Origin of the sequence: Cochlodiniinecator piscidefendens (assembly GCF_011326755.1) — a bacterium.
Classification (GTDB): domain Bacteria; phylum Pseudomonadota; class Alphaproteobacteria; order Rhodobacterales; family Rhodobacteraceae; genus Cochlodiniinecator; species Cochlodiniinecator piscidefendens.
Map to the genome: position 1 here is coordinate 602,697 of NZ_JAAOIE010000001.1, position 26,400 is coordinate 629,096.

A 26,400-nucleotide genomic window follows, 5' to 3' on the forward strand; every position below is an offset into this window, starting at 1 on the left:
AAATGTGTGGCCTCAATCTACCGCAAGTTGATTATAATATCTATCTAATCCACAATCGTTGTATAGTGAGGTCAAACTAACTTTAGGGATGGTATGGTAGATAAAACATCAATTGAGCGTATAGCACAGCTTACGAAATTTTCCGAAGATCCGCTGGAAAAGCTCAAAGCTCGGGCAAATAATTTTGACAAAACTATAGGTATGCAGTCCTCGACTGAAAGATTAATGAGAGAATTGCAAAGCAATGACACTTTGATTCGTTTAGAAAATGCCCTTAGTATAGCCAACCAGCATTCTGTGTTGTTTGATGCTGCTAAAAAGTTAATGGAAATGCCCTTATATGTTAATCAGCTAACAAAAATTGCTGAACGCACCGGCCACTACTCGCGCCTGTTTGATCAAGCTGTTCTTCCTGATCACTCTCACCTTGCTGAAATTGCCCAAAAAATGGCGGACAGAATCACCTCATTTGAAGTTGTTCTCGCTAATGAACAGAGTTGGGCTGCCAGATTAGCTGTACAAATGGATTCTGTTAGGCATCCTTGGGTTTTTCCGGAACACGCTGCGCTATCTTTCGAAGGGTTTGCTGTTGTTTCCCGTCTAAATGATGTTGTGAGGTATGCAGAACCATTTGGTGAATTCACACGTGAAATTATCAATGATGATCTCGGTGCACCGATTGATGTAAACGATGGCGCTGAGGCAGATGAACGGGATGCAGCCCACGTGGATGCAGGAATAAATCCCGGCATTTTAGCAATTCCTGAAACAGCAATGGGAGATGTTTTGATACAAACAGGGTTTGTATTTAGAGCCGAATACACTCCTGTTCCACCTACCACAGATGGAAGTAATCACGGGCATATCTATCATCCCGGCCATGCCGCATTAATTACGGCTGTCGAACAGAACTTAAGAAATCTCATTGTGGCCAAGATGGTTGAATTTTACGGCATTAACTGGATGCACTCCCGAATGAGTGGCGCCATTGTTGCTGGCTGGCAAGAACGCCATGATGAAGCAGTAGCTGCAGGCGAAGCCTCTCTTGATTTGATCCAGTATTCCAATTTTATGGAGCTTAAGGACATCATTATTGGTCGCCAACACTGGAAGGAAATATTTTCCACTACATTTAGTAAAAAGGAACACTTCGCGACCTCAATGGAGAGGTTGCACCCAATTCGTTTACCGTTGGCGCATAGCCGTCCGATTGGCGTTGGACAGCAAATCCATCTTATTTCGGAGTCGGGGCTTCTACTGCGTGCACTTGGAATTGATATTTTCAGAAAGTGACAATGATAGACAAATCCTACGCAACACCTACCGATATTGCGAAACATCTTATTATTGGTAGCGCACCTGAACGGTGTGAAGAACTTGAAGATTTTTGGTCACAGTACGAAATTTATTTCGAAGAGATCAATGATCGTTCGGGTATTATTCTCAACGCCAACAAAGATCGGGTCCAGTATACAAGAAAAGACCTTCAAGTGGTGTGGCTACTGGGATTTTCACTTTGGAAATCTATCGAATTATTTAGCCCCGCGATTATCTTGCCGAAAATAGTTGGAAGTACATCAGAAAAAATTCTGCGGGACGATCCCGATCTTGATGGGTTCGAGCGGGATTATTCGGAACGCTTGAATATGATTAGGCAGTTCATTGAAAGTGATGAAATTGATCCAAAAATATGGCCTACAGATATCCCTGAACCACGCGCTTGCCGAGAGGATTTTGATAATCCAGAAGACATGGCAGTCTTCGACCTTGTAATGATGACCACAAGCGTATTGTTCTTACACGAGCTCAGGCATGTAAAATTCGCACGAGATCACTCCACTGGAACGCCGCGCCCCGTCGATAAAGCGGAAGAAGAAATGATCTGCGATACGTGGGCGAGAAGTTGGTTTATGGACAAACTCGATGTTTATGCAGAAGACAACAATTGTAGTCGTCAAATAATTTGTTCAAAACGCGCTATGGCATTGGCCCTAGCATCTGAATATCTCCGATTTGCCAGCGGCCACTTTGGTCAATTTGGAAGTGCTGATTACCCTCCACTACCTCTACGCATATCGACCTTGTCCGCAAATATTCATCTTCCAGATGATGATGATTTCTGGATTTTATCCGCGAGTATATTGTTAGGCGAAACTCGGCGAAAACTTGGTAGAACCGCGTCAGTTCCTCAAGGGACTCCTAAAGCAATCGTTAAAGTTCACACCAACTCCTGTCAAAATCAGCTTTAGCGATCCCCACGATCTAGCTGGTACTACCAATTTTCGAAGTTAAGGCGAACCGCGAGATGTGGGTCTCTGACCCGTTTCCGTTGCGATCCCTTCAGCCATCTCACAGCACTAAGCGTGCTGCGAGATGTGTGTCAGATGACACCATGCGCTGCGATCCCTGCGGACAACTTCCATCATAAGAGATGATGCGAGATGTGGGTCGTTGACCCGTTTGCGCTGCGACCCTTCGGACAATTTCCAGCATTAAGAAATGCTGCAAGTTGTGTGTGGTAGTACCACACGACTTGACAAGGGGGCTGCTGCGCTCCCCCGTTGTATCCCCCAAAGCTGATGGTCACGATTGGCGTTGAGCCAGTCACGACCATGCAAACATATCGCTGTTTGATCACTCGTTAGGGAGAAGCCATCTCTCCCCAACACCCCATAGGTCAACCCTGCGCGGATTGAATGCCGTCAGCGTATCGACGCTGAACCCGACCAAAGGGCGTATCGTCGCCCCTTAGTAACCCACTCGCAGGATTTGGAGAATTGACCTCTCCACCTGCACCAGACCATGTCAAACTTAATCATCCAACTGAAGCAGTTGCCGTCCTTGTTCCACAAATCTTAGAGCGCTCATGTGATATTCTGAGCAGCTACCCTCAATGCTGGTTCTCACCCCAGCCTTATATACTTGTTCAACAAGTGGTGCATTCATTGCAAAGCTTTGAGACGTGTCGCGTAATGCGTGAACAATGTTGGGCGCGTTACACATCGATTTTCCTTTTACGTACCCAAGCCCAAATGTGGCGGGAACACTAGAAATGGCAGTTACGATCAAAATGTATTTGAGTTTCATAGTATTGAGCGCCTTCCTGTACTGACGTGATCGCTGCACCGAAAGGGTTCCCTTTTGTTAGGGATGCCATAAATCACTCAACTTGTCATTGCCCCCTTGTTTTCCACAGCTTTTTTCGAGGGGTCGAAGGCTTCAAACCGTTGCTCAACGCTGTCTGCAAAAGGGAACCCTTTTGGCAACGGAGAAACAGCCATGAAGCCTGATTGTGAGAAAAAAATCGCCTGCTACGATAATCGTATGAATGACAACAACAGTAAGAAAACGGGTCGTAAAATTGGCTATGTCCGTGTGTCCCACAAAGATCAGACAGAGAACCTTCAAATTGATGCGCTTAAAGCGACGGGATGCGATTTTATTTACGGTGATCACGGCGTTTCTGGTGCGGTGACAAAGCGTTGTGGCTTAGATGAAATGCTAGCCAGTCTTAAGAGTGGCGATACATTGGTTGTTTGGAAATTGGATCGACTGGGACGCTCAACAATCCATTTGTTGCAGCTTCTGAGTGATCTCAGGGACAGAGGCGTTGATTTCAAAGCCATCACACAAGGCATTGATACAACCACCGCCGTTGGCCGCATGCCCTATGGTCAGTTGGCTGTTTTTGCTGAGTATGAACGGTCTTTGATCTCAGAACGTACCAAAGCAGGGATGGCCGCAGCCAAAGCCAGAGGTGTGCATGTTGGTACACCTAAATTATCAAAAACTATGAATAAAGCACTGGAAAATTTGGAGAAATTTACCTTGATAGACACAGGCGCAGAAAACACATAATTATTTTTGCCTCATGTGGCTATCTGACATGAACTCGCCTCTTGCGTGAAACTGATTTTTGACGACTATCCAAAGCACAACGTTTCTCAACGAATTTTAAAATTCAAGTCACTTGATAACGAAAGTCAGATGAATGCATTTCAACGATCTGCCGCGCGGCGTTCCCAATACGACCGCATACTCCGACCAAGCCCCACGCGCGCTATGGGTTGATCCGGACGAAGTGGCCTCTCACAGCAACTGGCAATACGATGCTGGCAAGATATTTCTGGGGAAATCAGGTGAACAAACCATCGGAATTAAAGATGATCGTCATCTTCTGACTATCGCGGGGTCACGGGCAGGCAAAGGCACATCAGCCATTGTACCCAATCTTTTGCTCTACACAGGCTCAGTCGTGGTTATTGACCCCAAGGGTGAAAACGCCCGCCTGACAGCAGAACGCCGTGGATATGGGCGCGGCATCGCGGATGGTGGACTAAAACAGGATGTTTTTGTTATTGATCCTTTTGGCGTGTCGAACGTAGATGATCAGTATTTGGCTGGATTTAATCCACTAGCTGACCTCAATCCTGTAGGTGATGATTTCATAGATGAATGCGATGCCATCGCCGACGCCTTGGTTGTGCAAGAGGGTAAACCGTGAAGAGATTCGCCTCTACAAGTACGGCACAGCCTCTCTGCTGAAGATTTCAGAGATAGAAGCCGTTTTGGAAAGTGGAAGTTTATAGCAATCCCCCCTTGGGGGACTGGCTGGGGGGCCAAAGTGAAAAACCACCCAACAACACACACATTTTAAGGAATATTCGGGAAAAAGTGGTGCGAGCGGGGGGACTTGAACCCCCACGTCCATACGGACAACAGATTTTAAGTCTGGCGTGTCTACCGATTCCACCACGCTCGCATTAAGCGCGTCTATATATAAAGTGAAATGAATCGCCAAGGCATTTTTTCAATTCAACCCGTTGAAATAACACCCAAACGCGGCCCGGTTTTTGCATCGTTTTTAACAAGTTATCTTGCTTTAAAAAATGACCTTTGGCACAGTTCCAGAACGTTAGAAATCGAAATCGAGGAATATAACTTGGCCCCTGTAACGCGTGTTCCAACCATTGATATCTCCGCCCTATTCAACGACGATCTTAAAAGCTGGGAAGAGACTGCAGATAAAATTGGGAAAGCCGTCAAAGACATTGGTTTTTTATCGATAACAGGCACAGGGGTAAGTGCCGACTGCGCTGCCGATCTAAGAAACGCAGTCCAAGCATGCTTTGCGATCCCAGAGGCAAGTAAACACGAGCAGGCGGTTACGCGCGACAACTACCGTGGCTACATCCCGTTTGGCTTTTTCACTCCAAATGACGGCTCTGGGAAAGCTGACAATTATGAGGGTTTTAAGCTCCACGTTGAAATTGACAAAGATGCCCCAGTGCGTCGGGATTGCAGCCTTTACGGTCCCAACCTTTGGCCCCGTGAAACTCCGGAACTAAAATCGGCAACTTTAGCATATTGGGCTGAAATGGACCGGCTAACGCACGCACTTCTTCGGGCTTTTTGCCACGTGCTCGAATTGCCTCTAGATCGATTTGAAGCCGCGTTTTATCAACCCCTTACCAACATGACGTTACTTCATTATCCACCCCAAGCCGCGAACGACACCGGTTTTGGGATTCATGCTCACAAAGACACAGATGCCCTAACGATCATTTCTCCCGATCCAGTGGGTGGTCTAGAAGTACGCATGCCGGATCAGACCTGGCACCAAGTCGAATGCCCCGAAGGTGGTTTCATCGTAAACATAGGTGATATGCTAGAACTTTGGAGCGGAGGACGCTTTGTGTCGACCCCGCACCGCGTCGTGAACAAGTCCGGAAAAGAACGGTATTCTTTCCCCTATTTTGCGGTTCCCCGCCATGATATCACCGTAGCTCCCGTTGTCTCACCAATTGACGGATTTTCAAGACCTTCTGTCCATTGCGGTCATTGGTCGGCAGAAACATGGCGAACGAACTGGCCCGACGAGAAAGCCGACGGCGACACGCCTGAATTAGGCACAATCCACTAACCTTGGCAGGTGTTTTAGATTTCTTCTTCGACGGGATCGGTCATATACTGCCGCTCTGGCAGCCAAGGGTTTAACGCTAGAGCGCGGCGCAACGCAGTTTGCGCAGCCTCCGTGCGACCAAGCTGGCGCAAGGTCAAACCTTGCCCCGCAATCGCCGCTATGTGATCAGGCGCTAGTTCTATTGCACGCTCTAGATCTTGGAGCGCGGATACATAATCAGACTGTATAAACGACACAAATGCGCGCTGATTATATCCTTCTGCAAAATGGGGACAGTATTCAATTAATGCGCTGAAGCTTTCGGTTGCTCCGTCAAAATCAAATTGCGCGCGACGTGTCATTCCCAGGTCAAGCAACTCCTGCGCCTGAACATCTGGTGCCACTGCCCAAAATTCCCACAATTCATTTCCAAGAAGTCTGGCTTCGGCCTCGTTTTCGACGGTCTGCAATTCTTGATAAATCTCGCCATATCGATCTGGGCGTTCGCCCACATTCGGGCAAGCATGGGCAACAACAGGAGCGACGATAAGGGCAAAAGATGTAAATATACGCATACCTCATGATCGCGCTGGAACCACGTTAAGGTCAAATCACATTCTTGAGACCCTCATCTTACGTCTGTATTGCAACATTATCAGGCAAAGTTAAGAGCCAGCGTTCACGTCATATCTTCTGGACAGCTTCAACGCTATGATCCCGTCATGATACCTATTCGCGACCATAATCCTTCACAACGCACCCCTTATATTACCTGGGGGTTGATGGCATTAAACATTGTCATTTTCTTCAGCTATTGGAGCTTCTTAGACGAGCCAAGAAGGCTGTATTTCTTCTATCAGGATTGGGCTTTAGTGCCTCAAACGGTATTAAACGGTCAGTACCTACATACTCTGATCACATATATGTTTTTGCATGGTGGTTTTATGCACCTAGCCGGCAACATGCTGTTTCTATGGATATTTGGGGACAACCTAGAAGATGAATTAGGTCATCTAAAGTTTTTGCTGTTCTATATCTTGGCTGGCATTGGTGCAGCCGTGGTTCAGATCGCGGCGGATCCCTCTTCGAACATACCTATTGTTGGCGCATCAGGCGCGATTGCTGGTGTCATGGGCGGGTATCTGCTTTTGTTTCCGAAGGCAAAGATCGACATACTGTTCATCTTCATCGTCTTTTTTAAGATTTTCCCAATTCCAGCGTGGATCACACTCGGAATTTGGTTTGGTCTTCAGCTCCTGAACGGGATTATCTCCGACGCAAACTCAGGTGTGGCTTACTGGGCGCATGCCGGCGGGTTTATCGTTGGGGCATTGGTGATGCTGCCAGCATGGATAAACCGTGGTGGGCGCGATTTTTGGGAAAAGACCCATGGTCACCCCGATCATCCAGAAACCCGATATAGCAGAAGCACTATTCCGATTATATCACGGCGCAAAAAATAACCCGGCAGGCTTATGCCAACCGGGTGATCTCAGTCCAAATGTCGCAAAATTATGCGCTGCGGATAATTTTGGTAAACTGAGAAAAGATTTGTTCATTTGAACAAATGACTTCACCATCGTTCAGAATATGACCGTCTGCGTGCAGCGGTTCAATCAAACCGCCAGCCTCTTTCACGATAACGATACCAGCGGCAACATCCCATGCATTCAGGCGACGTTCCCAGTAACCATCATAACGACCAGCAGCGACATAGGCCATATCAAGCGCCGCAGAGCCCCAGCGACGGATACCAGCACAAGCCGGTGCCAAACGCGCGATGTCTTGCAATGTTTCAGGTAAATCGGCACGGCCACCAAATGGCACGCCAGTCGCATAAATGGTTTCGATCATCGAGCGGCGCCCAGAAACTCGCAAACGGCTTTCGTTCATCCAAGCACCGGAACCTTTTTCCGCAACGAACATTTCGTCTTTCGCCGGATCAAAGATCACACCAGAAACGATTTCGCCTTTGTGTTCAAGCGCGATAGAAACGGCCCAATGTGGCAAACCATGCAAAAAGTTTGTTGTACCATCCAAAGGATCTACAATCCAACGGCGTGTTGGATCGGTTCCCTCGATTTCGCCACCCTCTTCGGCAATCCAACCATACGTCGGACGCGCGCCAAGCAATTCTTCTTTCAGGATTTTTTCTGCCGCGAGATCTGCTTTGCTGACAAAATCACCCGCGCCTTTCATAGACACCTGTAGATTTTCAACTTCGCGAAAGTCCTTCACGAGAGAGCGGCCAGCAGCACGGGCAGCTTTGATCATGATATTTAGATTTGCAGTGCCTTGCATCGGGGCGCTCCTTTGGTCAAGCCGCGCATATACGCGCGTTTTATGGTTTTGCCAAGAGCGCGTTCACAGCATCATAGGTGTTATGCATTCTATTTCTTACTTTCTCTGCAATTTCAAAGGCAGCGTACGCGCCAAATGCAAAAAATGCGCCATGTAAGGCTTTGACGCTTCGACATCACGCACCGCCGCATACAATCGTTTTGTTAAACCGTTCTCGGTCACTGGACGTGTAACATAATCGGAATGAAACCGTACATCGCGCACGACCCAATCGGGCAATACGGCCACCCCACGATTTGACGCTACCAACAAAAGGATCACCGCAGTGAGTTCAACTTGGCGTACAGACTTGGGTTCAATTTTTGCAGGACCTAACAGTTCGGTAAACACATCCAACCGCATACGTTCCACGGGATAGGTGATCAATGTTTGGTCCCTAAAATCCTCGGCCTCTACAAATGGTTTTTGGGCCAATGGATGCTGTGCCGCTGCGACAAAAACGGGCTCATAGTCAAAAAGCGGCTTAAAACTGACATCGCTTATTTCTTCGGGATCAGACGAAACAACAAGATCGACCTCTTCTTTAGCCAACGCCGGCAAGGCATCAAAGGCGAGACCGGGTCGAATATCTACGTCAACGTCCGGCCATGCTTTTCGAAACGCTTCCAAAACAGGAAACAGCCATTCAAAACAGGCATGGCATTCTATAGCAATATGCAACCGCCCTATCTTCCCATCTTGAAGCGCGCGAAACTCTTCTTCTGTTTTTTCGATTTCCGGCAGTATTTTTTCGGCCAGCGCTAACAATCGCAATCCAGCTGCAGAAAGGCGCAATGGTTTTGAGCGTCGCGTAAACAGCTCAACCCCAGCCTGATCTTCCAGCCCTTTGATTTGATGGGATAGCGCTGATTGCGTTATATAAAGCTGCTCTGCTGCACGGGCTAATCCGCCTGCTTCATGTATGGCCTTAATCGTTCGCAGATGACGAAACTCAATATGCATATTAGTCAGCCTCATATTTATCTTGAATATTATGAATTTGCCTCACATTACTCAATGTGAGACACCTTAGGCAACCCAATGAGGACCAGAATATGACCACGCCTAACGTCTCTTTTGAATTTTTTCCGCCGCAGTCTCTCAATGCATCCTTTCGACTTTGGGAGACTGTGCAATCGCTTGCGCCACTCGCCCCTGAATTCGTGTCAGTCACCTACGGCGCTGGGGGAACAACCCGTAAACTGACCCACGACGCCGTAAAAACAATAAGTGATAATACTGATTTAAAAGTTGCCGCTCACCTAACTTGCGTCGACGCAACGCGGGCGGAAACGCTTAGCATTGCGCGAGATTACGCAAACATTGGTATAAAGCACATTGTTGCCTTGCGCGGTGACGCCCCCAAAGAATCAAAACGGTTTGTCCCTCACCCGGATGGATTTGCAGATTGCTGCGCCTTGATCGAAGGACTGTCCAGTGTTGCTGATTTCAACATCAAAGTCGGCGCATATCCTGAATCACATCCGGATGCAGAAAACAGCCGTCAAAATGTGGAATGGCTCAAGCGGAAAATCGACGCTGGGGCCTCAACCGCAATTACCCAGTTCTTCTTTGATCCCGAGGTCTTTTTCCGTTTTCGCGACGATTGTGCCAAAGCTGGGATAAACGCTCCTATTATTCCGGGTATTCTTCCAATTGAAAATTGGGCGGGGGTGCAAAAATTCGCGGCAAGATGCGGTGCAACTTTACCCTCTTGGCTCATTGATGCGTTCACTAAAGCCACCCGAGATGGTCACGAAGATCTATTGGCAACGGCCATTGCCGCCGAGCTTTGCTCCGATTTGATGGATGGGGGCGTAGAAGATTTGCATTTTTACACGTTAAATCGCCCGACCTTGACGCGTGACGTCTGCCGCGCCATCGGAGTAGAACCCAACGTCACAATTGAAATGGTTGCTTAAAGACTTGCTCGCCCTCTTCACCCCAGCCATTTTGACTTTAGGTTAAGGGGGCACAATGTCTGAAATGTTTACCGCAAAATCGCCGAATGATATTCCATCGCAAGAGCAGCTATTGTCGATGTCTGGACTAGAGTTCATGCAAGGCATAATGGCGGGCACCATTCCGCGCCCACCGATTTCAGATGGGCTCAACTACACCCTACATTCTGTTGAAGACGGGTCTGTTGTGTTTCGCGGCATCCCGGAATTTGAGCATTGTAATCCAATGGGATCAGTTCATGGGGGGTGGTACGGCACGTTGCTTGACAGCTGTATGGCCTGCGCCGTGATGACAAAAGTTCCGCGCGGGTCAGTTTACACGACCTTAGAATACAAAATTAACATCAACCGCCCTATTCCACTTGGCACTGAAATCGAAGCTATTGGAAAAATCCAGCACGCCGGCCGATCAACCGGGATCGCGAATGGTGAAATCAGAGGCGTCGAGGATGGCCGCCTTTATGCCACGGGCTCCACAACATGTATCATCATGAAGCTTAAGTAGATCCTATAACAGACTGCCGGATGGCGGCACTTGTGGCGTTTGTTTTTGCTGTATGCGAGCACGGGTTTTATGCCCTTGTGCAGAAGGATGTATTTGCTCTGACGGATCACGCCCAATCAGGCGCCGTCTGCGGAACAGAAACAGTTTCCCCCAATTCTTCAATGTGCCTACGGATGGGGCCTTTGCATCTGTTGGAAACTGCGCGCGCCAGTTTTCAGGGAGCTGAAGCCCCAACTGCTCAGCGCGGCCAAGCATCCAGACCAACGGAATATTGGACAATGGCCGGCTTTCTTTGTGACTGCCGACTTGTCCGCCAACATCACCATGTGCGCCGCGAAACCACATCTGCACCATATCGCCGCGCCACTTCCCTGGGCAATCCCACAACACGGGCTGAAAGGCCAGGCGCGTTTCATCCATAGCAAGCGCATGGTAGCCATGGCGAATATTGTTCCCTAAATGGTGGTTATGAAACGCATGACGGTTCCCAGTAAACAACCATAGAAACGGTAACCTTATACCAAGCGCCTTTACAGTATCCCACACGCCGACCATTTCAATCTCAACGTGATCGTGGCAGTGCAATTTGCGAAATGCAGTAGCAGCTTTGCTATCGGGGGCACATTCATAATGCCGATAAGCCTGCGTGATATTGCGCTCGGTCGCGTGGGATTGCTTCAATAACCCAACACGGTCAATAACCCCGGCCAGAGAACGTACGGCATATGCTCCACGCGAATACCCAATCAGAAAGATACGATCCCCCGGTTGATAACGCGAGGCAATAAACCCATAGGCCCGTCGTATTTGCCGATTGATACCAACGCCACGCACCACGTCCATCGTATGACGCCAATGTTGCCATTGAATGCCGGCCTCATACATCAACGATAAATCAGATGCAGGCGCACGTTCCGATAACAACTTATACGCAAGGCCAGCGTTGGTTTCGCACCCTTCATTCAACGACGATAATGTACCATCCAGAATGACCACGTGGTCCACAGGCCCGCGACGCACCCCAGCAACAGGTTGCACCGCCCCCCGAGAAAGGCCCAGCCATTTTCCTATGCGTTTAAGAGTGCGCACGCGCCTCCTCCATTAATTCCCAAATCCGGTGCGGCGTATAAGGCATTTCGGCCTCACGAATGCCCAGTTCAGCCAATGCATCATGAACAGCATTTGCCAAAGCGGCCATCGCACCAACTGTGCCAGCCTCCCCGCATCCTTTCATCCCCAGCGCATTGGCGGTGGACGGAACAGGTTCAACATCAAAACCAATCATAGGCAGATCATCGGCCCTTGGCATCGCATAGTCCATAAACGTTGCCGTGAGCAATTGCCCATCCGGGTCGTGAACAACACGCTCCATCATGGCCTGACCAACACCCTGTGCGATACCGCCGTGAACCTGTCCTGCAACCAGCATTGGGTTGATCATATTGCCAAAATCGTCAACAACAGTATAACGATCAAGGTTCATTTGCCCAGTTTCACGATCAATCACAATTTCCGCAACATGCGCCCCGTTTGGATAGGATCGCGCCGGTAAAGTTGCGCGTGCCTCATGCCTAAGCAGATCATCCAAGCCCATATCACGTGCCCAGTCTGCCACATCTAATAAAGTCGGCGTTTGGTTCGAAAGGTCAGAGCGAAACACCTGATGGTCAAAATGCACGCTTTCAGGCGGAACATCCAAGACCTCTGCCACAAAGGGAACCATCGACGTCACCATGACATCCACCGTTGCCAAAATTGCATTATTCTGGACAGTAACCGATCGCGAACCTCCTGTTCCGCCGCCTTGAGCGATTTTATCACTGTCGCCCTGCACCACATGGATCAGCTCAGGCGGGATACCTGATTGATCAGACAAAAACTGAGCATAAACAGTTTCGTGTCCTTGCCCACCAGACTGGGTTCCCACTAAAATAGAGGCGGTCCCATCACCGTTAAACTCAACCTTTGCACTTTCGCTGGGGTCACCCAAGATGCTTTCGATATAGTAACACAGCCCAAGTCCACGCAGCTTCCCGGCTGCAATGTCCCGCTTTTTACGGTCCGCGAACCCAGCAATATCCGCATCCCTTATCACATGGTCTAAAACGCGTTCAAAATCACCAACATCGTAAATTTCACCCGTAGTTGTTCTGTAGGGAAACTGTTCGGGTTTTATGAAGTTTTTGCGGCGCAGTTCCCATGGATCAACTCCCAATTCGCGCGCGGCGTGGTCCATGGTACGCTCTAACGCGAATATTGCCTCTGGGCGCCCTGCCCCTCGATAGGCATCAACGGGCGTTGTACTCGTGTACACACCTGTCACCTCAAGCCAAGACAATTGAACATCATAAGTTCCCATCAAAACCTTAGAAAACAGGTCTGTCTGAATGGGTTGGCCAAATTGCGAATTATATGCTCCAAGGTTACACGTTGTATTCACCCGATACGCCGTGATCTTATGATTTTCATCAAACGCCAATTCACAAAGAGACGTCAAATCACGCCCGTGATTATCCGTTAGCATCGCCTCGGTGCGTTCGGACACCCAGCGTACGGGATGTTTCAAAATCTTAGCAGCAGCGGCGACAGCGACATATTCGGGGTATCGCATCGCTTTCATTCCAAACCCACCGCCTATGTCTGGATTGGTTACGCGCACGTTATCCTCAGACAATCCAAAGGCTTTGATCAAATCGGCCTTAAGCCCCCATACGCCCTGCCCTGTAAATGCCAGATGCAGCCGCGTGCCGTCCCATTCTGAATAGCATCCACGTGGCTCCATCGAATTAACGATGACACGACTATCCATCACCTGCAAAGAAACACGGTGTACCGCTGTGTCAAAAGCAGCTTGCGTGGCGTCTTGTTGCCCCATCCCCCAGTGAAACGCCCGATTTTCTGGAGCTTCTTCATGCAGAACTTCGCCACCAGTGTTCAAATCGACATGCGCAGGAAGATCTTCATATTCAAATTCGATAACTTCGGCAGCATCCCGCGCCTGATCTAGCGTCTCAGCCACAATAACTGCGATGGCCTCTCCAACGAACCGAACACGCCCTTCGGCCAGTGACGGCCGCCGAGGCCCAGCGCCAAGACTACCATCTAAATTCTTCACCTGAGAGCCAGCCAATCCAATATCCACACCACTTGCAGTCAGATCATCGGCTGAAGCCACCAAATGCACCCCCGGCATGTCCCGCGCATCCGACAAATCCAGCAGAGAAATATGAGCGTGTCCAACGGGAGAGCGGAAAAAATAAGCATATAGCGCCGTATCAGGAGCAACATCATCAATATACCCGCCGGTTCCACGTAAAAACCGCTGATCTTCAACCCGTTTGACTGGCTGGCTTTTCCCGAATTTTTCCAAAATTATCTCCGCTCGCATTTTACGGCAGATTAACAACCTACACGCAACTGTCCAGCAATGAACGAGCGTCAAAATTCAAGAAAATGATGCGACTGAAAAGCGATATACGAAAATAATACAAAATTTAACTTATTATATTTCAACGTCTTAAAATAAAATGAAAATTCGCAAGGATTAAAACACACTCTCGAACCGTTTCTTTACCATCGCATACATAACTGCGACCAACAGGAGATAAACGATGACATTTTTCAAATTTACCCCTCTCGCGTTAAGCTTAGCTCTAAGTGCAAGTGCGGCGTTAGCTGCAGGTCACATGGTTGGCGGCGTCAAAGAGATGAATACCCCTGCAGGGACCGTGCTCGCGAACGCGGATGGCATGACACTTTATACATTTGACAATGACACTACAGGACAATCCAACTGCAACGGGGGCTGTGCTACAAACTGGCCGCCATTGATGGCCGAAGATGGGGCACATGATCACGAAGCCTTCACAGTTATCACGCGCGACGACGGTACACACCAATGGGCCTACAATGGCGAAGCCTTATACCTGTGGGTCGGTGACACAAACCCTGGCGATATCAGCGGAGACGGTGTCAACGGCGTATGGCATATTGCCCAACCATAAGTTTTAAGGCAACCTGCGCCGGGATTATCCCGGCGCAAATGGATTTTTTATGGACCCCTATCAGCAAGAGCTACAGGATTGCCTGCCAGATCTCTGGCGCTATGCCTGTGCGCTGTGCCGTGATCCCGATATCGCTGATGATCTTGTTCAGGATTGCGCCGAGCGCGCGCTTAATAAAAGAGCGCTCTGGCGACCGACCGGTCCTTTGAAGCCGTGGTTGATAAAGATGCTTCTCAATTTACACCGATCAGAACGCAGAACCTATATTCGCCGCAGCAAACTAGTTCCCGTCGTTCAGGTACCTGATGATGCTCCAGACATTGACAGATTAAGCCCAGCGCTGGACCTTAATGATACAGCGCGTGCGATGTCATTGCTCCCGTCAGAACAACGCGAGGCATTGCTGACGGTTGTGGTTGGCGGCTTATCTTATAAAGATGCCGCAAAAGCGTTGAACATACCCATTGGTACGCTCATGTCACGCCTAGGCCGCGCACGTGCGTCCCTCCGCACCTCATTAGAACACTCCGCAAAGGAAGACACCGCATGAATATCACCGACGATATATTGCACGCCTTCGTGGATGGGCAACTTAACCCTAAGGAGAGTGAGCAAGTAGAGGCATACCTGAACGCCAACCCAGACAAAGCGCAAGAGATTGCAGATTGGCAGTTACAAAACGAAGCAATTAACGCGCTTTACCCAGCGCCCGAAGCGATTGCCCCGCTTCCTTTAGCAGCCAATCGTAACCGCGCGCCCTTTGGTGCGATTGCGGCATCCGTTGCCGCGTTGGCAGTTGGGTTAGGTATTGGATGGTTCAGTCGCGGCTCCTTAGAACGCGATAACACGATCACAGCAGAACTCATCGGAGACGCAATAACAGCACATGCTGTTTACGCAGCTGACCCGCACCGCCCCGTTGAAATCGGTGCAAGTGAAGAAGAGCTCCTGTTACGTTGGTTATCTAATCGTGTTGGCCGCCCCTTGACCGCGCCTAACCTCAGTGACCAAGGATACCAACTGGTCGGAGGACGGCTCTTATCTGTTTCAGAAGGGCCAGCCGCTCAGTTTATGTATGAAAACGATGACGGTGTGCGCGTCACACTCTTTGCAATACGCGCTGAGACAAGCACCCTAGCCTCATTCACCTACCAAGAGACCGATGAGGGCAACGGCTTTTATTGGGAGGATGAAACACTACGCTATGCAATCGTTGGTGACATTTCTCGTGATACGCTTAACGCACTTGCTGTTCAGGTCTATGATCAACTGTCCTAATTAGCTGCACTCTTACTAACCAGCCCAGCACGTAAAGCTCCTAGCAATGCGGAACGTGAAAGTGGTTCTCGCACACACGCATCACTAATCGAATTTGGACGGGCCTCAAAACTCCGGCAAAAGAAATGCTGTGACGATAAAACCACCGCTAAACCAGGAGCCATTGATCGGATACTGATACAAGTCTCCACCAAATTGGTCCCAGCGGGAAGAACATCAAGATTGATAACAACTCCCCCCCAATGGTCCGGTTGATCCATAACCATGTTTTGAACATCATTCAGGGTATCAACTTGCTTAAAGTCTGTTGTGCATTCCGATAACCAAGATATCTGCCGTTCAAACACCCCACTCTGCGGCGTAACGCTTATTAGGCCCCGTCCCTTCAACAGTTCCCAAATCTCAGCAGCGCTAACCTCAATCGTCTTATACCGTTCAGTGCGTATCGCATTCATCCCCGAGACCCCTTACTTAATACCCATAAGGGTACTGTACGCCTTCATCGCTGATGGCGCGAAAGGGCATCAGGTCAGGCGCACTATCCTTTGGTATAGGATCAACCCGCCACGCCCCCGTTGCCCTTTGCCCCTACATTCGCTAAGGCAGGCAGCAACCCTATTTCAAAGACGGACGAGACCCGATGGCGATGGAAAAAACATTTGACGCAGGCGCAGCTGAATCCCGCATTTATGCAAAATGGGAAGACGCAGGTGCCTTTAAGGCTGGCGCGAACGCGAAAGACGGCAAAGACACCTTTTCCATCATGATCCCACCGCCCAACGTCACGGGCGTTTTGCATGTCGGCCATGCCTTTAACAACACCATTCAGGACATTCTGATCCGTTGGAAGCGTATGCAGGGCTTTGACACCCTATGGCAGCCAGGCCAAGACCACGCGGGGATTGCCACGCAGCTGGTTGTGGAACGCAAACTGGCCGAAACCGGTCAGCCTACGCGCGCGGAAATGGGCCGTGAAAAGTTCCTAGAAAAAGTCATGGAATGGAAAGAAGAAAGCGGCGGCACGATCATTCAGCAGCTAAAACGCCTTGGCGCGTCCTGTGACTGGTCCCGCAATGCTTTTACCATGGATGAGAACTTCCATGATGCCGTGATTAAGGTCTTTGTCGATATGTACGACAAAGGGCTCATCTATCGCGGCAAACGTTTGGTCAACTGGGACCCGCATTTCGAAACCGCGATTTCTGACCTTGAAGTCGAAAGCACCGAAGTTGACGGCCACATGTGGCACTTCAAATACCCGCTCGCGGGGGGTGCTACCTACGAGTACGTTGAAAAAGACGAAGACGGCAACATCACCCTACGCGAAACCCGCGATTACATCTCGATCGCCACCACACGCCCGGAAACCATGTTGGGCGATGGCGCAGTTGCGGTGCACCCAAGCGACGAACGCTACGCCCCTATCGTTGGCAAACTTTGCGAAATTCCTGTGGGCCCAAAGGCGCAGCGCCGTTTGATCCCGATCATCACGGATGAATACCCAGACAAAGATTTTGGCTCTGGTGCTGTGAAAATCACCGGTGCGCATGATTTCAACGACTACGGCGTCGCCAAACGCAACAACATCCCGCTTTATGCGTTGATGGACAGCACCGCAAAAATGCGCGCCGATGGCCTACCCTACGCCGAGGCCGCAGCGCTTGCGCAGTCCATCGCCAACGGCGAGGCCGCCCCAGCAGATACAACACCTATCAACCTAGTCCCCGAAGAATACCGTGGGTTAGATCGTTTTGATGCACGTGCCAAAGTCATCGCTGAAATCTCAGCCGAAGGGCTGGCAGTGATGTGTGACGTAACCAAAACCGACGAAGACGGTGCAGAGACCACGGTTTCTGTTCCTTACGTCGAAAACAAAAAGATCATGCAGCCGTTTGGTGACCGTTCAAAAGTGGTGATTGAACCAATGCTGACCGATCAATGGTTTGTGGACACCGATAAAATCGTTGGCCCCGCATTGGATGCCGTACGCGATGGCCGCACCAAAATCATGCCAGAGAGCGGCGAAAAAGTGTACTACCACTGGCTCGACAATATCGAACCTTGGTGTATTTCGCGTCAGCTGTGGTGGGGACACCAAATCCCAGTTTGGTATGGACCACATATTGACGAAGACGGAAGTCTATTCAATCAAATCAAATCAAATCCTAGCGGGCGCGATACGACAAACGATATTGCTTTCTGCGCTCACTCAGCGGAAGCCGCCGCTGAAAAAGCTCGTAAGTACTACGGTAGTAGCCACACCGTTACAGCAACCGATAATACCTCAGCAAAAATTGGCTTTAATAAAACTGGTGGGTTTGAGATCGGCCTCTACCGCGACCCTGACGTACTCGACACTTGGTTCTCTTCCGGCCTTTGGCCCATCGGCACTTTGGGCTGGCCAAATGAAACGCCTGAACTCGCGAAATACTTCCCGACGGATGTACTTGTTACCGGGCAGGATATTTTGTTCTTCTGGGTTGCGCGCATGATGATGATGCAGCAGGCCGTCGTTGAACAGGACCCGTTCCACACCGTGTACCTGCACCAGCTTGTACGCGATGAAAAAGGGGAAAAGATGTCAAAGACACGGGGCAATGTGATTGACCCGTTGGAAATCGTTGACGTCTACGGTGCCGACGCGCTGCGCTTTACCATGACCCAGATGGCGGCGATGGGCGGTGTGTTGAAACTGTCTGAGGATCGGATCAAAGGCTACCGCAACTTTGGCACTAAAATCTGGAACGCCTCACGCTTTGCTGAAATGAATGGCGTGTTTGAGGTAGAGCGCATCACAGATGTTGCCGATCTAAACGTTACCCAAACCGTGAACCGCTGGATCATCGGCGAAACTGCTAAGGTCCGCGAAGAAATCGACGCCGCCCTAGAGGCATACCGCTTTAACGACGCTGCCAATGCGCTTTATGCCTTTGTCTGGGGTAAGGTCTGCGATTGGTATGTTGAGCTGTCAAAGCCGCTGTTCTTTAGCGAAGATGACCTTCTGATCGGTGAAACCCGTCAGGTGATGGGTTGGGTGCTGGATCAATGTTATACCTTACTCCACCCGATCATGCCCTTCATCACCGAAGAGCTGTGGGAAAATTCGGCCAAGCGCGACACGATGTTGATCCACACCGATTGGCCGACCTACGCTGCCGCTGATCTGTTAGACGCTGACGCTGACCGCGAAATGAACTGGGTCATCGCCCTGATCGAAAATGTACGGTCCGCCCGTCAGCAAATGCACGTCCCTGCCGGTCTGAAAATCCCGGTGATTTTGCAAGACCTCGACGACAAGGGCCGCGTTGCGTTGGAAAACAACATGGCGTTGATCCAGAAAATGGCACGCATTGACAGCATCACTGAAATGGCAGAATTGCCCAAAGGATGTGTCACTGTTGCCGTCGATGGCGGTACTTTTGCACTGCCACTGGCTGAGATCATCGACATTGATGCGGAAAAAGCCCGGCTTGACAAAAACCTCGGCAAACTTGCTAAGGAGCTCGGCGGTTTGCGTGGGCGCCTGAACAACCCAAAATTCGTGGCCTCCGCCCCGGATGAGGTTGTCGAAGAGGCCCGCCAGAACCTCGCTGCGCGCGAAGAAGAGGAAGACAAACTCAAACTCGCGCTCGCCCGCTTGGCCGAGATTGGCTAAGAATAAGGGGCTCAAACCTTAGGGTTTGGGCCTTTCTTTTTAACAGTAATCACCTGACGATCAAAAGGACAGACAATGGGAGAATACTTCATTTTTATCGTCGCCGTTGTGATCGCCACCTTTTGGATCGCCCTGTCGTTAGGTTTGCGGTATTCCCAAGCAAGCCTGTTGTTTGGCATCGTGGCGCTGGCTCTCGCCCCGATTGCAATGCACAGAATTTCCAGCCAAAATTGGGCCATCGGAACGATTTGCGGGTTGGGGATTTTTGCAAGCTTTCCCATGAAAAGGCTGTTTCAGCTGGATGGTCCACTTCAGGAAGTTCCGGTGAGTCTACTTTACATCGCTATCCTCTGGGTCATCTCCATGCCTTGGAAGAAAGCAACATAACCCACTGATAGGCCACTTTTTCACCCCATCATCCCCCGAATACGCGGAGATACTATGTCCTTTAAGATCGACCGTACCGATACCATTCTTTTCCTAGGTGGCATCACTGCCCTCGCTGCAATTTCGATTGATATCATCCTGCCAGCAACAGGGGTGATTGCCCGTGACTTTGGGCTTGCGGATCAATTCGGTGCCTCGTTGGTCGGGTTTTACTTCCTATCCTATGCGATTGGACAGTTGTTTTGGGGTTTGTTTTCCGATGCTTATGGGCGGAAGTTTGCACTTGGCCTTAGCCTGCTGGGTTTTTCTGGTGCCTCTATTGCCTGCGCTGTGGCGACTGATTTCAACGCCCTTCTGGGGTTCCGGTTTTTACAAGGGCTGATGTGCGGCGCGCCGGTTGTGGCGCGGGCGATTGTGCGTGACACCAGTTCCGGTAAAGAAGCCGCGCAAACCATGGCATCGCTCAGTGCAATCCTAACCGTTGCCACGTTAATCGCCCCAGTCATCGGGTCCGGGTTATTGGTGTTGACCAACTGGCGCGCGATTTTTGCGATACTGGTTGTGCTCAGTCTCGTTTTCTTGGTTTACATCTTGCTTCGGCTTCCGGAAACGGCGGGCATTCGTCGCCCTGAGCGTTTCCGTCTGAAATTTGTGTTATCCGCTGGGCGCAATCTGTTGGGCCTCCGAGAGTTTGTCAGCCCGATGCTGGTCAGCGCGTTTACCTTTGGTGGATATGCCGCAATCTTGTCTGTTGGGGCTATCGTTGCAGAAACCCGCTATGAGGTATCCCCCGGCGCATTTGGGTCGATTTTTGCCTTGGCCGCGCTCACCAATACCGCTGGGATTCTGCTTGCAAAGAAATTGCTGAAAAAGCGTAGCCTGAAAACCGTCTCAAATATCGCAATGGCGGCATTGGTTGGGGCTGGCATCGTTCAGTTCATTATTTCTTTTATGTCCCCGTCGCTGTTGGTGTTTTGGGGATCGGTCTGTTTGTATGTTTTGGCGTTTGGCCTGACCTACCCCGTTGCGTCGGCCTCCGCGATGGAACCTGCAGGTGACAGCCCGGGGTTTGCCTCATCTTTGTTGGGGTCCTGTGGTGTGGCCATGGGGACGTTTGGCACTTTGGTTGCTACGGCTTTGTTTGATGGCACACACACCGCAGTGTCCATCACCATGGCTTTGTTTGCAGGGTTCGCCTGCGCCGCCTTTATATGGGGGCGCAGACGCCCGGATGCGCCCTAGGGCACCAGACGTTCCACAGCGCGCATCATTCCTAGGGATTTATCGTAGACCAACGTCAAAATGCGTCGGCCGCTGGTTGTGCTCAACCTCGGAGCCAGTCTCACGGCACCCGCAGCAAAGCCAGTTGCGATAAATCCTCGTCGCGATAGTTGCATTTGCGCAATCCTCTTTTTTGCGATTGATTCTCATGTAGTCACGATTACCGATAAATCAACCCTTGCGCCTATGTCGTCATTTGGCTTAGCTCGCGCTATGACTGATCCTCGCTTAACGCCCCTCGCCGCCCGTTTACCTGCAACAGTTCCCTTTGTGGGTCCCGAAGCCCAAGAGCGCAGCACAGGTGCCACCTTCGCTGCGAGGCTCGGTGCCAATGAGAACGCATTTGGCCCATCTCCAAAAGCAATTGCAGCGATGGAAGGTGCGTCATCTGACATTTGGATGTATGCAGACCCCGAAAGCCATGATCTACGTCATGCACTCGCCGCGCATCACAATATCCCTGCGGACTGCATCATGGTAGGCGAAGGGATCGACGGGTTGCTCGGCTACCTTGTCCGGCTATTTGTTGGCGAAGGGGACCGCGTTGTCACCTCTGACGGAGCCTATCCAACCTTTAATTATCATGTGGCGGGCTTTGGTGGTGTGGTCGAAAAGGTTCCTTATCGTGACGACCATGAAGACCCCATCGCGCTTATGCAGCGGGCAAACGAAGTGGACGCAAAACTCGTCTACCTTGCTAATCCCGACAATCCTATGGGCACATGGCACAGTGCAGACATGATCAACAACGCCATCACGCAAACCCCTAAAAATGCTTTGCTGATCTTAGACGAAGCTTATGTTGAATTTGCGCCCGAAGGCACAGCCCCTGCCATTGACCCGACTGATAACCGTGTCATTCGGATGCGCACCTTTTCCAAAGCCTATGGCATGGCTGGCGGGCGTGTCGGTTATGCCATCAGTACACCAGAAATCATCATGGCCTTTAATAAGGTACGCAACCATTTCGGAATGAATCGCGCGGCGCAGATTGGCAGCCTTGAGGCTTTAAAAGATCAGGCACATCTCTTTTCGACGTTAGAAAACGTCACAGAGGCCCGCCAGCGCATTCGATCCATCGCACAAGACAACGGATTAACCTGCGTCCCTTCCGCTACGAATTTTGTCGCCATAGATTGTGGTGGTGACGGCGCATTTGCCAAACGTGTTTTAACTGAATTGGTGGCACGCGGCATTTTTGTCCGCATGCCCTTTGTGGCCCCTCAGGACCGCTGCATTCGTGCTTCTGCCGGATCAGAGCAACAGCTTTCTGCGTTTGAAGCCGCACTCCCCGAAGCGCTAAACGCAGCACGATCCTGAACACCTGCACATACGGCGGCAGCAGCAGACAAGCCACCCGCCGTATGTTCGATATTCAGAGCACATAACCCCGTTTCAATGGCCCCCAATGTACCAAGAACCATATGCGCGTTCACATGCCCCATATGGCCAACCCGGAAATAGCTATGCCATTCTGGCGTGCCTGACGGCGCCATACCCAGTCCAATCCCCAGCGTCACGCCAAGTTGTTCTGTTAGATAATCGCGTAACGCAGTGCCATTTGGCCCATCTAAACGCGCGGCGGTTACGGCATGGCTCCGTTTTTTGAGATCATCGATCATCATCCAACTCTCGCCGCCCTGAGACCACGCATCAAAAGCAGCCCAAACTGCACGCGCCAAAGTTTCGTGACGCGCCCATGCATTTTCCACGCCTTCCTCAAGGACCAACATATCCAAGGCTTCCCGCAGCCCAAACAGATGATGCGTCGGCGCGGTGCCATCAAAGTATTGATAAAACGCCTGCGGTGTCGCCCGAGGCACCCAATCCCAATAAGGCGAAATCGTACCAAGCTTCGCGCGCGCCTCGGCGGCCTTTTCATTGAAAAACAAAAACGCCAAACCGGGTGGCACCATCAACCCCTTTTGGCTGGAGGCCAACGCAACATCGATGCCCCAGTCATCCATTTCAAAGCGATCGCATCCCATAGAGGCAATACAATCTGCCATTAGCAAAGCGGGATGTCCTAAATCATCCAAAATCTTGCGAACAGCATATAGATCATTTTTGACAGAACTCGATGTATCGACATGAGTTGTCAGCAAAGCCTTTATTTCATGACTTTTATCTGCCGAAAGCACTTCTGCAATTTTGGCTAGGTCGAATGTAGACGACAAATCAGAGTTCAGAACTTCGACCTGTAAACCAACGGCTTGCGCAACTTTTGACCAGCCTTCACCGAAATGTCCGGTCACCAACGATAGAACCTTGTCACCAGCCCGCACAGTATTGGCAAGCGCGGCTTCCCACATGCCATGCCCGTTGGAAATATAAATTGTTGCACTGTGTCGTGTACGTGCGACGGCCTTCAAATCCTCGACGATGCTTGCCACCGTATCCAACAATGGCCCCCCATAAATGTTGGGAGCAGGTTTGTGCATCGCGCGCAACACACGATCAGGCGTAACAGATGGCCCCGGAATTGCGAGATAATGACGGCCATTGGCAAGGTTCATGTGACAGTTCTCCTCAGAATACCAAAGACCTAATCCGCCCACCTGCTTGGGTCAATAAGCGCGACTGGTTGCGCGCCTCTGAAGTTCAGGTTAGACCAAAAAGAACCTTAAAAAACGCAGGTCAGACCATTGGACACCCTTGAACAAGACGGCTCAGGCAACACCAAAGGCCTGTTCAAACGGCTCTGGCGCGGATATTTATACCAACACCGCTATTGGATGGCCTTTTCGGTTTTTCTGATGATGCTCGAAGGCAGTACGCTGGCGATTCTTTCCAAAATGATGGAACCTATCTTTGATCGGGTTTTGATTGGCGGCGATTTAGGGGCTGTTTGGTGGGTCGGTGGGATCATCTTTGGCCTATTTGCGATCCGTGGAACAACTGATTTGATCAAAAAGGTCATATTGGCCCGCATTTCCCAGCGTTCCTCGACTGAAATGCAGGCGGACCTGCTGCGTCACATGATGACGCTCGACAGCACCTTTTTCTTTAAAAACCCGCCCGGCGCATTAATGGAACGTATTCAAGGGGATACTGTTGCAGTTCAGGGCGTGTGGTCCGTCATTATTCAAGGATTGGGCCGTGATATATTTTCACTTTTCTGGTTACTCGTACTTGCCCTGTCTATTGATTGGGTTTGGACCGTCGTTGCGATTATTGCCGTACCAGTATTGATTTTCCCGATTGCGGGTCTTCAGCAATATATTCGGCGTAAAACCCGTCAAATGCGCGAAGAAGCGACTAATCGTTCGACCCGGCTTGATGAAATATTCCACGGCATTCAGGCAGCCAAGCTTTACCAAATGGAAGATTATCAGGCCGGTCGCTTTGAAAGCATTGTGGACCGGATTGTTCGCGCTGAACTCAAGATTGCCGCCGGACGTGCCATGATCCCGTCTCTCGTGGATTTTGCCACCGGCCTTGGCTTTCTCGGGGTCATTTATGTCGGGGCCCAAGACATCATCGAAGGTGAAAAAACAGCCGGGCAATTCATGGCGTTTTTCACTGCGATGTCCCTCACCTTCCAACCTTTGCGCCGCCTCGGAAGCACCGCTGGTACATGGCAGGTTGCTGTGACCAGCCTCGCACGTTTGTTTTGGTTGTTTGATCAAAAGCCCTCAATTGCAGCGCCAAAAACCCCGGCCAACGTCCCGGAAGACCTGCGCATTGATCTTAGTAATGTCACGCTGTCCTATGGCGAAAACCCTGTGTTGCGGGGTATTGATTTAACCATTGAAGAAGGCCAAACCGTTGCTCTTGTCGGCGCATCAGGCGCTGGTAAAAGCTCTATTTTCAACACCTTAACGCGCCTTGTTGATCCTCAGGAAGGAACAATAACTGTTGGCGGTCAAGACATCCGGCACTTCAATCTCACAGAATTGCGTGCTTTGTTTTCTGTTGTGTCGCAAGAAACGCTTTTGTTTGACGAAACCATTCGCAACAATATCTTACTGGGTCACCATGACATTGAGCCAGCGGCCTTGGCCCAAGCATTGGACGCCGCACATGTCAGCGATTTCATAACCACCCTTCCTGACGGATTGGACACAGAGGCAGGCCCCCGTGGCGCGAACCTTTCGGGTGGCCAGCGTCAACGCGTTTCGATTGCACGCGCATTACTGCGCAACGCCCCAATCTTGCTGTTGGATGAAGCGACCTCGGCCCTGGACACAAAATCCGAAGCATTGGTCCAAACAGCGTTAGACAGTCTGCGCGCGGGACGCACAACGCTTGTGATTGCGCACCGGCTTTCGACCATTCAAAACGCGGATAAGATCATCGTTATGGATCATGGAAAAATCGTTGAAACAGGCACACACGCCGAATTGTTGAAAACCAAAGGTGTCTACGCCCAACTTCATGCCATGCAATCTGATACTTAATTTTGTTCTACCTTGAATTTTGAGCGCAGTTCAGAAATACCAGTGCCTATGAACACCTTACGTCTTTCTTTTGTGACCTATCAAACGCCTTAAATAAGGCGGGTGTTATCATGTAATATGAAATGAAACCGCCGCTCAGGCGGTTTTGTTTTTCTTGGGCGGCACATCAGGAGCCAATTATGCCCAACACAATCGTTACGCGCCCCGCGCAAAGGGAAGACCTCCCCCAAATCAGCGCAATGATCGAACAGCTTGCCAACCATCATGACGACACCGCTGTCGTTGATATTGAAGTGCTCAGTGATTTAATCTTCGAACAGCATCCATGGGTTTTCGCTTCAGTTGCAACGCTGCGCCAAAAACCAATTGGTTATGTTGTCACCTGCCCGTTAATTCAACTGCAATGGTCACAAAAAGGCGTGGATATACACCACCTGTTCGTCGATGCCGCCCACCGAGGACAAGGGGTAGGTAAACAATTGGTACGAACCGCCATAGAGGATGCAAAAACGCGTGGGTGTACCTATGTCACCATCGGGACGGCCCATGACAACACAGCGGCGCAGGCGGCATATCAGGCAATGGGTTTCACACAATTGGCGGCACCAGGCCCCCGATTTCGCATTCGTGTGGACGGCCCCCTTTCCAACGGAAATTAAGCGTATATATCTAAGCGGCGCGAACGAA

Annotated in this window: 25 protein-coding genes and 1 tRNA gene; 17 read left to right on the forward strand and 9 right to left on the reverse strand. The window is 50.4% G+C overall.

The annotated features are described in order from the left end of the window. Nucleotides 1-93 precede the first annotated feature (93 nt). Together G9C99_RS03020 and G9C99_RS03025 are read left to right on the forward strand one after the other, a co-directional pair. A complete protein-coding gene (locus G9C99_RS03020; RefSeq protein WP_166415954.1) occupies nucleotides 94-1,293 on the forward strand; it encodes a hypothetical protein in 1,200 nt (399 codons plus the stop codon). A gap of 2 nt (nucleotides 1,294-1,295) precedes the next feature. Next, nucleotides 1,296-2,249 (forward strand): phage exclusion protein Lit family protein, encoded by a 954-nt coding sequence (locus G9C99_RS03025; protein WP_166415955.1) that lies wholly within the window; start codon nucleotides 1,296-1,298, stop codon nucleotides 2,247-2,249. Nucleotides 2,250-2,811: 562 nt separating this feature from the next. Here the strand turns inward: G9C99_RS03025 and G9C99_RS03030 are convergent. Then, entirely contained in the window at nucleotides 2,812-3,087 is a 276-nt protein-coding gene (locus G9C99_RS03030; RefSeq protein ID WP_166415956.1) for a hypothetical protein, read from the reverse strand. A 192-nt stretch (nucleotides 3,088-3,279) separates the two neighbouring features. Here G9C99_RS03030 and G9C99_RS03035 point away from each other — a divergent pair, with 192 nt between their 5' ends. Next, nucleotides 3,280-3,858, forward strand: coding sequence for a recombinase family protein (locus G9C99_RS03035; RefSeq protein WP_231703950.1), 579 nt, complete (start codon nucleotides 3,280-3,282; stop codon nucleotides 3,856-3,858). A gap of 133 nt (nucleotides 3,859-3,991) precedes the next feature. Beyond that, nucleotides 3,992-4,504, forward strand: a complete 513-nt coding sequence (locus G9C99_RS03040; RefSeq protein WP_166415957.1) for a type IV secretory system conjugative DNA transfer family protein — start codon at nucleotides 3,992-3,994, stop codon at nucleotides 4,502-4,504. Between the two features lie 171 nt (nucleotides 4,505-4,675). On the opposite strand, the gene G9C99_RS03045 is transcribed toward G9C99_RS03040, so the two are convergent. Further along, a tRNA-Leu gene (locus G9C99_RS03045) sits at nucleotides 4,676-4,762 on the reverse strand. A gap of 180 nt (nucleotides 4,763-4,942) precedes the next feature. Between G9C99_RS03045 and G9C99_RS03050 the strand changes: the two genes are divergently transcribed. Beyond that, entirely contained in the window at nucleotides 4,943-5,923 is a 981-nt protein-coding gene (locus G9C99_RS03050; protein ID WP_231703951.1) for an isopenicillin N synthase family dioxygenase, read from the forward strand. Between the two features lie 14 nt (nucleotides 5,924-5,937). On the opposite strand, the gene G9C99_RS03055 is transcribed toward G9C99_RS03050, so the two are convergent. Then, nucleotides 5,938-6,477, reverse strand: coding sequence for a tetratricopeptide repeat protein (locus tag G9C99_RS03055; RefSeq protein ID WP_166415959.1), 540 nt, complete (start codon nucleotides 6,475-6,477; stop codon nucleotides 5,938-5,940). A 147-nt stretch (nucleotides 6,478-6,624) separates the two neighbouring features. Here G9C99_RS03055 and G9C99_RS03060 point away from each other — a divergent pair, with 147 nt between their 5' ends. Continuing rightward, nucleotides 6,625-7,365 carry a rhomboid family intramembrane serine protease gene (locus G9C99_RS03060; RefSeq protein ID WP_166415960.1) on the forward strand — a complete coding sequence of 247 codons (741 nt, stop codon included), beginning with the start codon at nucleotides 6,625-6,627 and terminating at the stop codon, nucleotides 7,363-7,365. A gap of 49 nt (nucleotides 7,366-7,414) precedes the next feature. On the opposite strand, the gene G9C99_RS03065 is transcribed toward G9C99_RS03060, so the two are convergent. Together G9C99_RS03065 and G9C99_RS03070 are read right to left on the reverse strand one after the other, a co-directional pair. Then, nucleotides 7,415-8,203 carry an inositol monophosphatase family protein gene (locus G9C99_RS03065; protein ID WP_166415961.1) on the reverse strand — a complete coding sequence of 263 codons (789 nt, stop codon included), beginning with the start codon at nucleotides 8,201-8,203 and terminating at the stop codon, nucleotides 7,415-7,417. A gap of 96 nt (nucleotides 8,204-8,299) precedes the next feature. After that, complete coding sequence (locus G9C99_RS03070; RefSeq protein WP_166415962.1) at nucleotides 8,300-9,205, reverse strand: LysR family transcriptional regulator; 906 nt, start codon at nucleotides 9,203-9,205, stop codon at nucleotides 8,300-8,302. A 92-nt stretch (nucleotides 9,206-9,297) separates the two neighbouring features. Between G9C99_RS03070 and metF the strand changes: the two genes are divergently transcribed. Together metF and G9C99_RS03080 are read left to right on the forward strand one after the other, a co-directional pair. Then, entirely contained in the window at nucleotides 9,298-10,164 is an 867-nt protein-coding gene (gene metF / locus G9C99_RS03075; protein ID WP_166415963.1) for a methylenetetrahydrofolate reductase [NAD(P)H], read from the forward strand. A 64-nt stretch (nucleotides 10,165-10,228) separates the two neighbouring features. Beyond that, nucleotides 10,229-10,708 (forward strand): PaaI family thioesterase, encoded by a 480-nt coding sequence (locus tag G9C99_RS03080; protein ID WP_205859825.1) that lies wholly within the window; start codon nucleotides 10,229-10,231, stop codon nucleotides 10,706-10,708. A gap of 3 nt (nucleotides 10,709-10,711) precedes the next feature. On the opposite strand, the gene G9C99_RS03085 is transcribed toward G9C99_RS03080, so the two are convergent. Next, on the reverse strand, nucleotides 10,712-11,797 hold the full coding sequence (locus G9C99_RS03085; RefSeq protein WP_166415965.1) for a DUF2235 domain-containing protein: 1,086 nt from the start codon (nucleotides 11,795-11,797) through the stop codon (nucleotides 10,712-10,714). Next, nucleotides 11,784-14,078 carry a xanthine dehydrogenase family protein molybdopterin-binding subunit gene (locus G9C99_RS03090; protein WP_166415966.1) on the reverse strand — a complete coding sequence of 765 codons (2,295 nt, stop codon included), beginning with the start codon at nucleotides 14,076-14,078 and terminating at the stop codon, nucleotides 11,784-11,786. The genes G9C99_RS03085 and G9C99_RS03090 overlap by 14 nt, the downstream gene beginning before the upstream one ends. 241 nt (nucleotides 14,079-14,319) lie before the next feature. On the opposite strand from G9C99_RS03090, the gene G9C99_RS03095 reads away from it, so the two are divergent. The 6 genes from G9C99_RS03095 to G9C99_RS03120 all read left to right on the forward strand — a co-directional run bounded on the left by G9C99_RS03095 (nucleotide 14,320) and on the right by G9C99_RS03120 (nucleotide 21,274). Then, nucleotides 14,320-14,712 carry a COG4315 family predicted lipoprotein gene (locus G9C99_RS03095; RefSeq protein ID WP_166415967.1) on the forward strand — a complete coding sequence of 131 codons (393 nt, stop codon included), beginning with the start codon at nucleotides 14,320-14,322 and terminating at the stop codon, nucleotides 14,710-14,712. A 49-nt stretch (nucleotides 14,713-14,761) separates the two neighbouring features. Further along, nucleotides 14,762-15,262: an RNA polymerase sigma factor gene (locus G9C99_RS03100; protein ID WP_166415968.1), complete on the forward strand. Its 501-nt coding sequence runs from the start codon at nucleotides 14,762-14,764 to the stop codon at nucleotides 15,260-15,262. Next, nucleotides 15,259-15,990, forward strand: a complete 732-nt coding sequence (locus G9C99_RS03105) for an anti-sigma factor family protein (RefSeq protein WP_166415969.1) — start codon at nucleotides 15,259-15,261, stop codon at nucleotides 15,988-15,990. Before G9C99_RS03100 ends, G9C99_RS03105 begins: the two co-directional genes overlap by 4 nt. A gap of 640 nt (nucleotides 15,991-16,630) precedes the next feature. Continuing rightward, nucleotides 16,631-19,645, forward strand: a complete 3,015-nt coding sequence (locus G9C99_RS03110) for a valine--tRNA ligase (RefSeq protein ID WP_166415970.1) — start codon at nucleotides 16,631-16,633, stop codon at nucleotides 19,643-19,645. Nucleotides 19,646-19,720: 75 nt separating this feature from the next. Further along, the gene (locus G9C99_RS03115; RefSeq protein WP_166415971.1) at nucleotides 19,721-20,032 is read left to right on the forward strand and encodes a hypothetical protein; all 312 of its coding nucleotides are present in this window, start codon (nucleotides 19,721-19,723) and stop codon (nucleotides 20,030-20,032) included. A 54-nt stretch (nucleotides 20,033-20,086) separates the two neighbouring features. Further along, nucleotides 20,087-21,274, forward strand: a complete 1,188-nt coding sequence (locus G9C99_RS03120; RefSeq protein ID WP_166415972.1) for an MFS transporter — start codon at nucleotides 20,087-20,089, stop codon at nucleotides 21,272-21,274. Here G9C99_RS03120 and G9C99_RS03125 read toward each other — a convergent pair. Then, nucleotides 21,271-21,429 (reverse strand): Tat pathway signal protein, encoded by a 159-nt coding sequence (locus tag G9C99_RS03125; RefSeq protein WP_166415973.1) that lies wholly within the window; start codon nucleotides 21,427-21,429, stop codon nucleotides 21,271-21,273. The two genes, G9C99_RS03120 and G9C99_RS03125, sit on opposite strands and share 4 nt — an antisense overlap. 97 nt (nucleotides 21,430-21,526) lie before the next feature. Here G9C99_RS03125 and G9C99_RS03130 point away from each other — a divergent pair, with 97 nt between their 5' ends. Further along, nucleotides 21,527-22,633 carry a pyridoxal phosphate-dependent aminotransferase gene (locus G9C99_RS03130; RefSeq protein WP_166415974.1) on the forward strand — a complete coding sequence of 369 codons (1,107 nt, stop codon included), beginning with the start codon at nucleotides 21,527-21,529 and terminating at the stop codon, nucleotides 22,631-22,633. Here G9C99_RS03130 and G9C99_RS03135 read toward each other — a convergent pair. Beyond that, nucleotides 22,537-23,829, reverse strand: a complete 1,293-nt coding sequence (locus tag G9C99_RS03135) for a pyridoxal-phosphate-dependent aminotransferase family protein (RefSeq protein ID WP_166415975.1) — start codon at nucleotides 23,827-23,829, stop codon at nucleotides 22,537-22,539. The genes G9C99_RS03130 and G9C99_RS03135 overlap by 97 nt on opposite strands. Before the next feature lie 129 nt (nucleotides 23,830-23,958). Between G9C99_RS03135 and G9C99_RS03140 the strand changes: the two genes are divergently transcribed. Both G9C99_RS03140 and G9C99_RS03145 read left to right on the forward strand, forming a co-directional pair. Then, nucleotides 23,959-25,713 carry an ABC transporter ATP-binding protein gene (locus tag G9C99_RS03140; RefSeq protein WP_331459961.1) on the forward strand — a complete coding sequence of 585 codons (1,755 nt, stop codon included), beginning with the start codon at nucleotides 23,959-23,961 and terminating at the stop codon, nucleotides 25,711-25,713. Nucleotides 25,714-25,892: 179 nt separating this feature from the next. Next, nucleotides 25,893-26,372 carry a GNAT family N-acetyltransferase gene (locus G9C99_RS03145; protein WP_166415976.1) on the forward strand — a complete coding sequence of 160 codons (480 nt, stop codon included), beginning with the start codon at nucleotides 25,893-25,895 and terminating at the stop codon, nucleotides 26,370-26,372. Nucleotides 26,373-26,400: the final 28 nt, after the last annotated feature.